At 45.7% G+C, this 11874-nt stretch carries 16 protein-coding genes; 13 read left to right on the forward strand and 3 right to left on the reverse strand.

Features of this window, described 5'->3' with window-relative positions; translation table 11 throughout:
- Positions 1-100: 100 nt before the first annotated feature.
- Positions 101-772 carry a hypothetical protein gene (locus IEY53_RS32605; protein WP_189032219.1) on the forward strand — a complete coding sequence of 224 codons (672 nt, stop codon included), beginning with the start codon at positions 101-103 and terminating at the stop codon, positions 770-772.
- A 390-nt stretch (positions 773-1162) separates the two neighbouring features.
- On the opposite strand, the gene IEY53_RS32610 is transcribed toward IEY53_RS32605, so the two are convergent.
- The gene (locus IEY53_RS32610) at positions 1163-1603 is read right to left on the reverse strand and encodes a DUF6376 family protein (protein WP_189032221.1); all 441 of its coding nucleotides are present in this window, start codon (positions 1601-1603) and stop codon (positions 1163-1165) included.
- Positions 1604-1944: 341 nt separating this feature from the next.
- Between IEY53_RS32610 and IEY53_RS32615 the strand changes: the two genes are divergently transcribed.
- From IEY53_RS32615 to IEY53_RS32650, 8 genes are all read left to right on the forward strand, one after another.
- A complete protein-coding gene (locus IEY53_RS32615) occupies positions 1945-2400 on the forward strand; it encodes a hypothetical protein (RefSeq protein WP_189032223.1) in 456 nt (151 codons plus the stop codon).
- Between the two features lie 55 nt (positions 2401-2455).
- Positions 2456-3181 carry an AAA family ATPase gene (locus IEY53_RS32620; protein ID WP_189032225.1) on the forward strand — a complete coding sequence of 242 codons (726 nt, stop codon included), beginning with the start codon at positions 2456-2458 and terminating at the stop codon, positions 3179-3181.
- Between the two features lies 1 nt (position 3182).
- Positions 3183-3647 (forward strand): AAA family ATPase, encoded by a 465-nt coding sequence (locus IEY53_RS32625; protein ID WP_189032227.1) that lies wholly within the window; start codon positions 3183-3185, stop codon positions 3645-3647.
- A gap of 41 nt (positions 3648-3688) precedes the next feature.
- A complete protein-coding gene (locus tag IEY53_RS32630; RefSeq protein ID WP_189032229.1) occupies positions 3689-4186 on the forward strand; it encodes a cysteine hydrolase family protein in 498 nt (165 codons plus the stop codon).
- A gap of 42 nt (positions 4187-4228) precedes the next feature.
- The gene (locus IEY53_RS32635) at positions 4229-4921 is read left to right on the forward strand and encodes a response regulator transcription factor (RefSeq protein WP_229696474.1); all 693 of its coding nucleotides are present in this window, start codon (positions 4229-4231) and stop codon (positions 4919-4921) included.
- Between the two features lie 101 nt (positions 4922-5022).
- Entirely contained in the window at positions 5023-5943 is a 921-nt protein-coding gene (locus tag IEY53_RS32640; protein WP_189032231.1) for an ABC transporter ATP-binding protein, read from the forward strand.
- Complete coding sequence (locus IEY53_RS32645; RefSeq protein ID WP_189032233.1) at positions 5936-6670, forward strand: ABC transporter permease subunit; 735 nt, start codon at positions 5936-5938, stop codon at positions 6668-6670. The genes IEY53_RS32640 and IEY53_RS32645 overlap by 8 nt, the downstream gene beginning before the upstream one ends.
- 34 nt (positions 6671-6704) lie before the next feature.
- A complete protein-coding gene (locus tag IEY53_RS32650; RefSeq protein ID WP_189032235.1) occupies positions 6705-7604 on the forward strand; it encodes a sensor histidine kinase in 900 nt (299 codons plus the stop codon).
- Between the two features lie 22 nt (positions 7605-7626).
- Here IEY53_RS32650 and IEY53_RS32655 read toward each other — a convergent pair whose 3' ends face one another.
- Together IEY53_RS32655 and IEY53_RS32660 are read right to left on the reverse strand one after the other, a co-directional pair.
- Positions 7627-8400 (reverse strand): AraC family transcriptional regulator, encoded by a 774-nt coding sequence (locus tag IEY53_RS32655; protein ID WP_189032237.1) that lies wholly within the window; start codon positions 8398-8400, stop codon positions 7627-7629.
- Between the two features lie 18 nt (positions 8401-8418).
- A complete protein-coding gene (locus tag IEY53_RS32660; RefSeq protein WP_189032239.1) occupies positions 8419-9000 on the reverse strand; it encodes a LysE family translocator in 582 nt (193 codons plus the stop codon).
- Between the two features lie 175 nt (positions 9001-9175).
- On the opposite strand from IEY53_RS32660, the gene IEY53_RS32665 reads away from it, so the two are divergent.
- From IEY53_RS32665 to IEY53_RS32685, 4 genes are all read left to right on the forward strand, one after another.
- Complete coding sequence (locus tag IEY53_RS32665) at positions 9176-9514, forward strand: hypothetical protein (protein ID WP_229696475.1); 339 nt, start codon at positions 9176-9178, stop codon at positions 9512-9514.
- Positions 9515-9733: 219 nt separating this feature from the next.
- On the forward strand, positions 9734-10321 hold the full coding sequence (locus IEY53_RS35540; protein WP_229696476.1) for a CD3324 family protein: 588 nt from the start codon (positions 9734-9736) through the stop codon (positions 10319-10321).
- A 349-nt stretch (positions 10322-10670) separates the two neighbouring features.
- Complete coding sequence (locus IEY53_RS32680; RefSeq protein WP_189032243.1) at positions 10671-11111, forward strand: ParB N-terminal domain-containing protein; 441 nt, start codon at positions 10671-10673, stop codon at positions 11109-11111.
- A gap of 2 nt (positions 11112-11113) precedes the next feature.
- The gene (locus IEY53_RS32685) at positions 11114-11659 is read left to right on the forward strand and encodes a P-loop nucleotide/nucleoside kinase family protein (protein WP_189032245.1); all 546 of its coding nucleotides are present in this window, start codon (positions 11114-11116) and stop codon (positions 11657-11659) included.
- Positions 11660-11874 lie beyond the last annotated feature (215 nt).

The following is an 11874-nucleotide window of genomic DNA, read 5'->3' on the forward strand; positions in this document are numbered from 1 at the left end:
GGAATTTGAAGTGGGAAAATTTTTTATAAAGAAGGAGTTTATTTAAAGCTGGGGAATTAGGAGAAGGAAGCAGTCAATATGGATTATTAGAGGGGGCAACATGAAATTATTAATCATTCAACCAAAACTGGAACACAATCTAGTGCAGCTTGAGAAAGCCCTGCGGGATCATCCTTCCGTGGATGCCGTGATTTTCCCTGAGGGTTATTTGAATGAGAACCTGGAGCAGGCCTGCGGTTTGGCGCAACAATATAGCAGAATACTCATTGGCGGGCACAGGAGGCTGCAGGACCATCCGAAAGACAGGGCGCTGATCATTGACCGAGCGGGTGCAGTTGTTCTGGATAGAAGGAAATACAGCCACACGATTTTCAAAAGAATTGAAGGCTTGAAGGTGGGGCACATTCTGTGTGATGAGCTGGTATTACAAGGAGTGAAGGGTGAAGATACCCGTAATATAGACTTGATTGTACATCCGATAGGTGTAGGCATGTTCAGTGAAGAGCAATTTGAAGAATGGATCCATGCAGCCCGGCAAATAGCTGTTGCCTATAGGGCGATGGTTATCGGTACGAGTCACGCAGACGGCTCATTTCGGGGAGCGGATGAATCCATACCCATTGCTTACTGTTTTGATCCCCATGGAGAGGTAGTCTTTATATCGAAGAATGATACAAGAACCCGGATATTGGATATGAGCACACAGACCGTTACGTTTCCGCCACTAGCCCAACATCAGATTGAAAATAAGGGATTTCTGAAGGAGGTTTGATATGGATTAGCGTTCGTCACCAGTCTTCGAGCTGTTCTAATGTATATCGTACCTCAGAATGGTATAAACGAGGCTCAAACATCCATTATGATGTATTTTGTACATTCAAAGGATAGCCATAAGGCACTTTTCGGCTCATGCTGCGGTTCCTGCTGCACCAAATACACTGAAATCCTAAAACAAGCCTACTTTTTTCCATCCTGATGTATAAAGTGCACTCTAGCGAGCTCCGCCCTAGGCTTACAGCGTGCCTTCCGGGAGGTGGTCTTTCGAATGCGCGCCATCTATTCCCACCTTTTAAAGACTGATGCTGTACTCGTCCATTCCTAACAGAAAATAAGCGCCCTGGAGATAGATCCCCGGTGCGCTTATTTGTGTTGAAAGGCTGATTTACTGCGGGCTCAACTGTGTGATCTGGCTCAGCAGCTCGTTGACTTTATTCAACGTATCGGGAATGCCGGTGGAGTCAAAGGCTGCTTTCCCTGCTTCTACGTTGCTTATCGCCTGATCGAGGCCTTGCTGCAGTGTCTCATTGTATCCGACGATGGATTGGTGCAGGTTCGCTGCATATTCCGGAACCTGGAGGTCGGCATAATTCGTAATCTGTTCCTTAAGCGCCTGGAGTCTTTCCGTCAGTACCTCACGTGCCTGCACATCTGTCGCTGCATCTGTGGCCAAGGTCTCCATCTCTTGACCGAACTCTGTCAATGTCTGCATATAGGAAGCTGTACCGGCAGCAAAATTGACGCTATCCCCGACCTTTTCCGCAATTCCGCAACCCGGCACAATCAACAAGACAAGCAGCAGCAGACCTAATCCATATTTTTTCACTTAGCTTCGCTCCTTCGTTTGGTTGTTGAGGTTTCTTGTTCATACGTTTATGGCAGCACAAGGTTTCGCATGACCACGGCTGTTCGCAGTAGAAATCTGCAGGGCAGCTTATGCTTACGATGCGAGCTTTCCTGCGGAAAGCTTTCGGGCGGTCGCTACCGCTCCTCCAGTTCCAAAATCCCCCTCCGTCTCCATTCCCTTATTCATAAATGTTCAGGTTCAATCTATATAGGAAATACCTTGAGCTGACGGCTGAACATCCGGTATGATGAGAGATGGAGAAGGTCCGCCAAGCTAACCGGACCCTTCCCGCACGGCACCTGACTATAGGAGGGATAACCTTGTTTTATCCAATAAGTCTCTTAATTCCGCTTATGGTCATGTTACCTAATCTGCTTTTTGTTAGATTTAAGCCGCAGAATGTGCGGGCCGGGACGAAAAAGAACCCCATCCTTATTGCAGCAGAAGGTGTAGGAAGATTTGCGGTGATGATCGTTCCGCTATTTTTTCAGGTACATCTTCATGCCAGTTATGAGATCATTGCGTTGCTGATGATGTCTTGCTCTCTGTTCATGTATTATTTAGGCTGGGGAAGGTACTACAGTAATCTCCGAGAGTATAAGCTGCTGTTTGCCCCAATGCTGGGGATCCCCGTGCCGCTTGCGATTGCCCCCAGCCTGTATTTTCTGTTCTCCGCCGTCATCCTACACTCTGGATATATGGTGATTTTCAGCGTGATCTTTGCAGTGGGGCACATTACGAACAGTCTCAGGGATTATTATGCAGCGCTGGACTGAGCCATGCCGGAATATTCTCAGTTCCAGGCCAAATCATTTTTGGGGAGGTGATATCATGTTTCTGCGCAGTCTAGAGATGTTAAGGGAAAATGACAGTAACGCCGGCAAATATCCGTTCTCCATTTCGGCGATAAAGAATCTGCATACCCTGGAGTTCAAATCGAACGTTACCTTTTTTGTTGGAGAAAATGGTTCAGGGAAATCTACGATTCTGGAGGCCATGGCCTATCAATGCGGCTTTAATACAGCAGGAGGGGGGAAGAACAACACTTATGAGGTGGATGCTTCCCATTCCATTCTTGGGGACCATATCCGCTTGTCTTGGCTGCCAAAGATCACGAACGGTTTTTTTCTCAGGGCAGAGACCTTTTATCATTTTGCCTCCCATCTGGATACGATGCCGCAGAGCTTGCCGTATTACGGGGGACGTTCCTTGCATGAACAATCTCACGGTGAGGCATTTCTATCCCTTTTCAAACATCGTTTCGGCAAAAAAGCGATCTATCTGCTCGATGAGCCCGAAGCGGCGCTTTCACCGGCCCGGCAATTGTCACTGATGCGGATTATCAAGGATTTGGAACACGAAGCCCAGTTCATCATAGCTACACATTCTCCGATTCTGCTTGGATACCCGGAGGCACAGATCCTGAACTTTGATGATCATCCGGTTGGAGAAATCCGTTATGAGGACACCCTGCACTACATCATCACCAGACGTTTCCTCGAGAATCGAAAAAGAGTCCTGCAGGAGTTGTTCTCTGATCAGGAGGAGGATGGTTAGCATGGAATGTGTGATTTTTACCGGTATTCAGGCTTCGGGCAAATCAACGTTCTACCAAGACAGATTCTTTCAAACGCATATGCGGATTAACCTTGATATGTTAAGAACCAGGAATCGCGAAGACATCTATTTGGCAGCTTCGGTTCAGGCCAAGCAACCGTTTGTCGTTGATAATACCAATCCAACCAGAGGAGACAGAAAGAAATATATCGACATTGCTAAGGCATATAAATTTAAGGTGACAGGTTATTATTTTGAGCCTAATATGGAGCTGTCCCTGGAGAGAAACGAAAGAAGAACAGGAAAAGCAAAGATTAGAGAGATTGGAATCCAAAGTACATTGATGAAACTTGAGGTTCCTGGATGGACAGAAGGTTTTGACGAGCTGTATCTTGTTAGGTCCTTTGACGGAAGGTTTCAGGTAGAGGCCTATGGACAAACAGGAGCTCCAAATGACGGAGATTAGAAACAACGGTGCACAAATATAACAACCTAAGGAGACTTACGATGAAAAAAATCGCATTTTTAATTATCGATATGCAAAAAGCCTTTTTACAGGATCACAAAGAACAAATGAATGTTGAGCGTGCGTGTGAACACATAAACTATGTTGCCGAACAGCTTCGTGCAAACAATCACCCTGTGATTCATATTCAGGATGTGGAAGGAGCCGAAGATCTTAACGCTGAATCACTCGAAATCATCCCGGAAATCAATGTGGAACCCCAGGATATCAGGGTAACTAAAGAAGCATCCAACGCTTTTTGGAATACAGAATTAGAACAGATTCTATTAAAGCATGACATTGGTTTGGTTGTCGTGGCAGGTTATGCCGCAGAGCATTGTGTTCTTTTTACCTATAACGGTGCCAGAGAGCGAGGGTTCAAAACAGTAATTCTGCAGAATGGAATACTAAGCAGTAATAGTGATGTCATTCCACTGACCAACCGGGACCGTAACGTCATTTCTTATCCTGTTATTGAGTTCATAGCCAATGGATTGTGAAGCTAGCTGCAGCCGACCGAACAATACAGGAGGTTGACCCAAGTGAATCACTCGGGCAAAAAAGTACTAGTAGTAGAAGATGATGCGGATATCAACCGTCTGCTGTGCCGGATGCTCTCGGGCGAAGGGATCACCGCTGTTCCTGCATTTTCCGGAAGTGAAGCCTCACTTCGGCTGTCGCTCGAAGAATATCAGCTGGTGCTGCTGGATCTCATGCTGCCGGGCATTCCGGGAGAAACCCTGATTACAGAGATCCGCGGGAAGTTTACTGTGCCCATCATTGTGATTTCTGCCAAAAGCACACTCGAAGACAAGGTGGCCTTGCTGCGGCTTGGTGCAGATGATTATATCACCAAACCGTTTGAAAAAGAGGAAGTGTTGGCCAGAGTTGAAGCGCAGCTTAGACGTCTCCAATATGTAGATACAGCGAATAATCATGATGGGATTATGCGTGTGCGTGAGTTACATTTGGACAAGAATCAGCATGAAGTCACCTTGGCCGGGCAGCGCCTAACCTTAACCAACTCTGAATTTGATATTCTGGCGCTGCTGCTGTCGAGGCCCGAGAAGGTTTTTTCCAAAAGCGAGATTTATCAGAACATCTGGCAGGGAACGTATCTGGGCGATGACAACACGATCAATGTCCATATCAGCAACCTGCGGGCCAAAATGGCCCATGTGACGAAAGAGGAATACATCCGGACCATTTGGGGGATCGGCTTCAAAATCGTCTAACCGGAGGTGTCTTTAGACTTTCTTAAGGTTTTGCTTAAAGCTTATTAAAAGGGACCCCGCTACAATGAGAATATCCAAGTAGCAAGGGAGGCCTGAATACGATGAATGAGATGCTGAAAATCGAGGCGCTCAGCAAGATTTACGGAGATTCTTACGCCCTGCAAGATGTTCATCTGAGCATTATGGCAGGCGACATTTGCGCAGTGATCGGAAAAAACGGTGCCGGCAAAACAACGTTATTCAAATGTATCACCGAACAGGTTTTTCCGACGGGCGGGTCGATCTCCTTTTATGGAAAAAGGGATGTAGCCGAGGTCAGACAGGAACGCCGCAAGATGGGGACCATTATTGAAGAACCGGCGTTTTATCCGGATTTCACGGCAAGGCAGAACCTGGAATATTACCGCCAGCAGCGGGGGATCGCAGGTAAAGCCCCAATCGAGCAAGCGCTGCGGGAAGTAGGTCTGCTGCATACCGGAAAGAAGAAATTCAAAGTATTCTCTATGGGGATGAAGCAGCGCCTGGGAATTGCTCTGGCCCTGATGTCTCACCCCACGCTCCTGATTCTCGATGAACCCACAAACGGATTAGATCCGGAAGGAAAGGCGGAAATCCGCCAGCTGCTTCAGCGGTTGAACCGGGAGAGAAATGTGACGATGCTGATCTCCAGCCACGTGTTGTCTGAGCTGCAAAGTATCGCTACCCGGTATATTTTCATCGACCAGGGACGGATTGTCGAAGCATTAACGGCTAAGGAGCTGCTCAACAAGACGCAGAGAACCGTCGAATTGGTCGTGAAGGACAGCGCACAGGCTGCTCCGATTCTGGATAAACATTTCCCGGATATTCCCTATCAAATCCTTCCGGATCACCGTATTCAGCTGTTTGGCGGGGTGGAGCAGACGGACCGGATCAACCGTGTACTCCATAACCAGAATGTCGCCGTAGTCTCCATTAACGTTAAAGGCGAGGACTTGGAAGCCTATTACCTCAGCCTGCTTGGAGGTGAGCGGAATGCTTAATCTCATGAAGAGTGAGCAGTATCGCTTTGTCCGGGCCAAAAGCTATTATTATACGGGATTGATCTATATCCTTCTAATAGCCGCAGCCACCATCGGACTGAAGGTGGTCGCACAGTCAGACTCCAGTTTTCCTTACGCGAATGAGCAATTCCTCTATATGAATGTCCTTAGTATGATGCCGGTCATTTTTGTCCTGCTCTTTATCTTTCCGCTTATTTTGATGGGCGAAGACCGAAGTGTGCTTAAGAATACGGTAGCTTATGGTTACAGCAGGCAGACCATCTATAACGGAAAACTGCTCATTACGCTGGCCGGATTTATCTTGTTCTCTCTGGTGTTGGTGGTTGTATCCGTCCTGATAGCTTCTACGATGGTGAGCAAAGACGAGCCTACTTTGGCCCAATATTTAAGTAAGCTGCTGAACCTGCTGCCCATTATGACCGCCGGAATAACCACGTATTTCTGCCTGGCATCGATCATGAAGAAAAATGTCCGGCTGGTGATTATGTTTCAGGTCATCCAGTTCTTTCCTTATTTTGTTCTGGGATATCTGCAAGGCCGGTTTAGTTGGGCAAAGTGGCTGCGTGACCATCAGCCGGTGTATTACTTACTGAATGCGTATGAAGAGATGACCTATCCTGCTTGGGAAACGTGGGCAGTCGGGGGGAGCTATACCTTGGTATTTTATTTGCTGGGACTGTACCTGTTCACCAAGGAAGAATTTTAGACAAGGGTTTCGAGGAGAGGGGAATAAGGAACCTATGCAACAAGTTATAGTCATAAGTGCCGCGCTGCTGGCGGTCTTGTTTCTTATTCCTTATCTTCTGCAGCGCCGGGGTATTGCCAGGGTAAGCGAGCAATTGGCAGATATCGCTCAGCACCCCACACATCACATTCATGTGAAGCTGCCACTGCCCGGATATGAGCTGGAGCAGCTGGTGGTGGGCATCAACAAGCAGCTCGATCAGCACAGGGAAGAGCAGGTGAAACATCAATCCAGAGAACGGATGATCAAGCAGGAAATCGCCAACATCTCCCACGATTTGCGGACCCCGCTGACTTCCATGCAAGGTTACGCGAGTCTGCTTAAGGACCCGTCTATCCCGGAAGGGGAGCGGCAAGAGGTGCTACAGATTATCCTCCACAAAATGGCTGTGATGAACAATATGGTGGAGTCCTTTTATGAATTGTCCAGCCTGGAGTCCGGGGACTATTCCTTGGAACTGCAGCCGGTCTATCTCTACAGCTTGTTGAGTGAGGTGATTCTTGCATTCTATTCAGATCTGGAGCAGAAGAACATTGATGTAGAGCTAAACCTGGACGAAGCGGTGCGGGCCATGAACCTGGATGAAAAAGCGACGATCCGCATCTTCTCCAATGTGATCCAGAACGTGCTCCGTTATGCCAAAAGCCGGCTTACGATCTCCTTGCTCGAACAGGAGCATCAAGTCCAAATCATTTTTACGAATGACACTCATCACATCCATACTCAGGATCTCCCCAAGTTGTTCGAACGGACGTATACCGCCGATCCCTCCAGAGCAAACGGCCAGCTCGGGCTTGGCTTGTCCATTGTGAAGCAATTGGTGGAGAAGCAAAAGGGGAGCATTGAAGCGTCATTGGCAGAAGGGGAATTTCGGCTGATGATCCGGTTTGGATAGGGGTTCCCTGCAGCATTCCTTCTTAATGCAGCTGAATCATATATTCATAAGCAGTGATTCCGAAGGCGCGTTTGAAATGTCTATTTAGATGGGTTAGATCCACGAAACCAAAGTCGGCTACAGCGGCATAGATATCCCGGTTCGCCTCTATGGATTGTTTGGCGTGTTCCACCTTACAGTTGAGGTGAAATTGATAGGGAGTAATTCCGGCATGCGCCTTGAATTCACGGATGAACTGGTATTTGGACATGTTGAACTCGGCAGAGAGGTCATCCAGCTTCAGGACATGTTCCAGGCTGCTGAACATCATTTCCTTCGCTTTTTTAACGAGAATATTCTGGTGCCTGTAGATCGTATCACTTGCAGTATGGGACAAAAGGTCAGCCAGGGTGATGAGCAGTTCATGGCATAACGCTTCCTCTTGCCCGCTCTGTATGGCTTGGTTAAGGGCTAATATGCACCGTGCCAGCTTGGCATCGTATACAATCGGAGTGGAGAAGCGCAGTTCATGCTTACCCAGAATCTCTGTGAACAGCTCCGGCCGGATATACAGCATGACATAGTCAATGCCGGATCGGTCATAGGCGCTGCCATCATGCGACTGCTCGCGGTTGAACAACATGACGCCATTCCTGTGGGAAGATTGCAGACTGCCGTCCAGATGATATTGCTGGATGCCGCGCAGCGTGACACCAACGGCATATTCTTCGTGAGAATGCTTTTTATAAGTAAAGTCCGAAATGCTTGCTGACAAGGCCAGGATATCTGCCGATTTTTTGTAATCGAATTTCTCCACGTCTGTCTCCTCCAATCACTAGATGATCCCCGAACCCATAACCGCCGAATATACCAGGAATAGAGCCATCAGGGTGTTCACAATTCTATAATGTTTGTGCAAAAACTGCTTGAAGACCGTTCCACACACCACCCATGTGGTAAACGCCAGGAAGCCAATGACTGTTATCATTATAACAAATCCAAATGACGCTTGAGTTGAGGGATAATAAGGAAAGACATAACTCGGGATCACCGTCAGCGTAAACAGAATCACTTTGGGATTCACGAACTGCATCAGCAGCCCGGTGGCAAAAGTTGCAGTTTGCACTGGTTTGGTGTCCGTCGAACCCATTTTATAGATCTGAAAGGCAAGATAGAGCATATATACACTCCCAAGGATCTGCATCACCTTCACAAGTCCGGGGAGTATTCCGGCCAGGAACTGGTTCAACAGGGCTGAAGCCGCCAGCAGCAGACCAAAAGCGAGAGTAGCCCCATATACATAATGCATAGCCTTCTTGGCTCCGTAATGTTGAACGGAAGATAAAATCACAATGTTGGAAGGACCCGGTGTAAAAGTAACCACCACGCAGTAGATGATAAAAGTTGTAATGTTCATAGTGCCTCCTGTACGGTTAGTACCATGAATCATACTCCGTAGGGAGGAAGGGTTATAGTATATTATTGCAGCGGGAATTAATCCACAGGAGAGTGAGGGGGCGGGAAAACAGGCTTATTCGGTATGCAAGGTGATTTTTGAACTAATGGAACGAGTCAAAGTGAGGTTTTTAACTATGGAACTGGTGAATAAAATTGAAGTCGTACCGATGAAGAGTGAGTACTGTAAAGTTGAGCATCACACTATCGTCATCGATCGTACTCCGCTGGATATATTGCTTAACAATTATTATCCTTCGAATAACCTTCTGGGTCTGATCCCAACAATTATTGACTGGGTCTACGACCCGAAAGAAAAAGAATGTATTCAAGGAAGGTTCAACTCAGCGAGCAAAGAAGTTATTTTGCCAGTACTAATGTGCCCAGACGACTGCGATTTGTGGTGTACAGTAATTGTTGCAAATGTGGTTAAAGCAGATGGGTATATTATCTGGAAACAAGTCGGTTTGATATGAGCACAAGGGGAAATATGCTGTTGGGATGCGAAGGGATTGGTTCAAAAGTTGATTGGCTTGATAAGATTCCTCCAATGACTTTTGAGGAAGCGCAATATCGTTCTCATCTCAGCAAAATTTACGATTGAACTTCCTACTGACATTGTTGGCCCCATATATCCAAGCCCAAGTGGATGACTACTATCGTAAGAAGATAACTGTCGCGCCCACATACGCTCCGTGAGTGTAGGTAAGGATAAGATAAAGTTCCAAATAGATAACTATTTTCATTTTAGTGTGGTGATTGATGTGAATTATGAAAATGCTGGTGATGTTTTACCGGAGCAGCTATTGAAAGAAGTGAAGAAGTATGCGGCAGGTAAACTTCTATATATTCCTCTCGAGAAAGAAAAGAAAGCCTGGGGAGAGGTATCTGGATATCGTCATTTTCTTGTTAGACGTAATCAATTGATACTAAACATGTTTCTTCATGGCATCGAAATTCGTAAGCTATCAAAAGAGTTCTTCCTCTCCGAGGAAACGATAAAAAGAATTGTGTACTCAAAAAAAGATACGAATAAACTGGATTATTATCCAACATCAAGGTCTGCCATGGAGTACTCAGAAGCAGGTATGCTGGAGGAATGGATCCATACTTATCTGCTGTTTGATCGTTATAACAAAGCTTTTTTAGATGGATTACGACTTATTTACAGATATTATTTAGGTCCAATCATGATGCCCTTGTCGTTATTTAGTAGATCCAGCGGACCGGAAAACAATATGAGGTGGAGGGTTCATCCAACCGTTTTCGAAAATAACTTGTGAATTGGATGGATGAAATCAGATGTAGAAAAGACACCCCACCGTTGATTATTAATTTCGATAAGGGAGAATTTGAAATCAATTGCAATAATCCATTATTCGAAGCGTTGAACCGAGTACATGTGAACGAGTACCCTGTCATCATCTGGATTACTGAAAGAGCGGATTATGATGTTTTTCTAGATGAATATGCAGGGTATTTATAAGATTTATGTCGAGAACAAATTAAGTTAAACAAGATATATTCTCCATAGTATCCTACCTCTATCATTATGTTATGCGATTACTTATTAGGGATAGAGGGGGCTTCCTGCGAAATATGAGATGAATAGATAAGAAAGGTGAATTCCGAATGGTATATGGTAGTACAAAGTATGCATTGGAATATGCCCAACGTGGTGCTATTGATGAGTGGATTCAACTTTTTCTAAGAAATGACGGAAAAAACAATGCATTTGCAGATGGATTATTACTTGAGAAAAGATACTACATTGGTCCAATCATGACGGATATATCGGAGTTTGGAATTGAAGAGGGGGCTCCTTCGTATCTGACAGAAGCGAAAGATATAGCATGGTTTTTCCATGTGGTCGATAACATGAAGAAAGCTTACGGTGACTGGGATGTCCCACCCTTAATTGTTAATTATTCCAACAGAAAATATGAGATTAATGATGGACGCCACCGTAATGAAGCATTGCGCCAAATGAAAGTAAAGCATGCGCCAGTTATTTTTTGGACAAGTTCCGAGGAAGATCATCAATATATCATGGAGAATATAAGGGGAATATGATTATGGAACAAAAATTTCCATTATTTATTGTCACAGGAGCCAGTGGTGTTGGAAAGACAACTGTAATGCACGTACTAAGAGACCTAATGCCTGAATTTGTTGTATTCAGCACCGATATTGATAATTTTGGCACAACTGCTGAAAAGCTGGAATATCAAGACAGATATAACTTGTTGCTTCACTTTGCCTATTCTGTTGCCCTGTCTGGAAGAGGAACGATTATCTGTGGAACGTTTATGCCTTGGGATGCCCAAAAATGTGACAGCTTCAATAAATTCAGTGAACTTTGCTTTATTAACTTGCATTGCGATGATTCAACACGCAATTCCCGTCTTCAGAATCGTGAAGATAAAGCAATGTGGACGGATGATATGCTGAAGCAACACGAGCAATTTGCCCAGTGGCTTCTCGATAATGCGGAAACAGAATATAATCCGCCGATGCCTACAATTGATACCACCGCTACACCACCTTCCCAAGTAGCAGAGCAAATCAAAAGATACGTAATGTTAAAGTGGGATGAGAGGACTGCGCATACGGAAGATTGAACTCTAACGGCTAATTTTAGTTGGATATTTTAAAGAATGGGCCATCCCGCAGAGGATGGCCCTTAAAACTTGCCCCTTCAGCCATCGCGGTGAACCGTATCATAAGTAGGGCATGCTACATGATTGTCTTTCCGCCAATAAACGAGTTGAATAAGAAGAGGCTGTCCCAAAAGTGGATTTCCTACAAGCGGGACAGACCACATTCATGCTCATAA

Origin of the sequence: Paenibacillus albidus (assembly GCF_014644435.1) — a bacterium.
Taxonomy (GTDB): domain Bacteria; phylum Bacillota; class Bacilli; order Paenibacillales; family Paenibacillaceae; genus Paenibacillus_AQ; species Paenibacillus_AQ albidus.

Excerpts from the sequence above, each read along its gene's own strand:
- IEY53_RS32640 (WP_189032231.1), top strand. The coding sequence starts at position 5,023 with ATGAATGAGATGCTGAAAATCGAGGCGCTCAGCAAGATTTACGGAGAT.
- IEY53_RS32650 (WP_189032235.1), top strand. The coding sequence starts at position 6,705 with ATGCAACAAGTTATAGTCATAAGTGCCGCGCTGCTGGCGGTCTTGTTT.
- IEY53_RS32665 (WP_229696475.1), top strand. The coding sequence starts at position 9,176 with ATGGAACTGGTGAATAAAATTGAAGTCGTACCGATGAAGAGTGAGTAC.
- IEY53_RS32680 (WP_189032243.1), top strand. The coding sequence starts at position 10,671 with ATGGTATATGGTAGTACAAAGTATGCATTGGAATATGCCCAACGTGGT.
- IEY53_RS32645 (WP_189032233.1), top strand. The coding sequence starts at position 5,936 with ATGCTTAATCTCATGAAGAGTGAGCAGTATCGCTTTGTCCGGGCCAAA.
- IEY53_RS32625 (WP_189032227.1), top strand. The coding sequence starts at position 3,183 with ATGGAATGTGTGATTTTTACCGGTATTCAGGCTTCGGGCAAATCAACG.
- IEY53_RS32620 (WP_189032225.1), top strand. The coding sequence starts at position 2,456 with ATGTTTCTGCGCAGTCTAGAGATGTTAAGGGAAAATGACAGTAACGCC.
- IEY53_RS32605 (WP_189032219.1), top strand. The coding sequence starts at position 101 with ATGAAATTATTAATCATTCAACCAAAACTGGAACACAATCTAGTGCAG.
- IEY53_RS32630 (WP_189032229.1), top strand. The coding sequence starts at position 3,689 with ATGAAAAAAATCGCATTTTTAATTATCGATATGCAAAAAGCCTTTTTA.
- IEY53_RS32660 (WP_189032239.1), bottom strand. The coding sequence starts at position 9,000 with ATGAACATTACAACTTTTATCATCTACTGCGTGGTGGTTACTTTTACA.
- IEY53_RS32685 (WP_189032245.1), top strand. The coding sequence starts at position 11,114 with ATGGAACAAAAATTTCCATTATTTATTGTCACAGGAGCCAGTGGTGTT.